1 pseudogene is annotated in these 454 nt (G+C 58.4%); it reads left to right on the forward strand.

The window, feature by feature from the left end:
• Window positions 1-158: 158 nt before the first annotated feature.
• Window positions 159-454 (forward strand): annotated as a pseudogene (locus tag EN738_RS35000) (glutathione synthase); the annotation flags it as partial.

The raw sequence follows: 454 nt of genomic DNA on the forward strand, positions 1-454 counted from the left end.
TTCTTGCACAGCAAGGCTTAAGAAAACGATGACGCGCAACATTGCCTTGTCTCGAAATGACCGCGGGACGGCGTTGACGCGATGCTCTTCGGAGATGGACCGATTGGCAGAAGCCTTCGAGTTCCTTATATCGGCGGCAGGGTTTGCCGGAGATGAAAATGCCGCTGAAGATCGCCGTCCAGATGGACCATGTCTCGACCGTGTCGATCGCCGGTGACACGAGCTTCGCGCTGTCACTGGAAGCGCAGCGGCGCGGCCATCAGCTCTTCCATTACACGCCGGACCGGCTGTCGATGCTGGGCAGCAAGGTGTTTGCCCGCATCGAGGAGATGAAAGTCCGCGACGAGAAGGGCAACCATTATTCGTTGGGCGATCCCGTGCGCACCGACCTGTCCGAGATGGACGTTATCCTGCTGCGACAGGATCCGCCCTTCGACATGAACTACATCACCAC

Source organism: Mesorhizobium sp. M4B.F.Ca.ET.017.02.2.1 (assembly GCF_003998955.1).
GTDB classification, from domain to species: domain Bacteria; phylum Pseudomonadota; class Alphaproteobacteria; order Rhizobiales; family Rhizobiaceae; genus Mesorhizobium; species Mesorhizobium abyssinicae.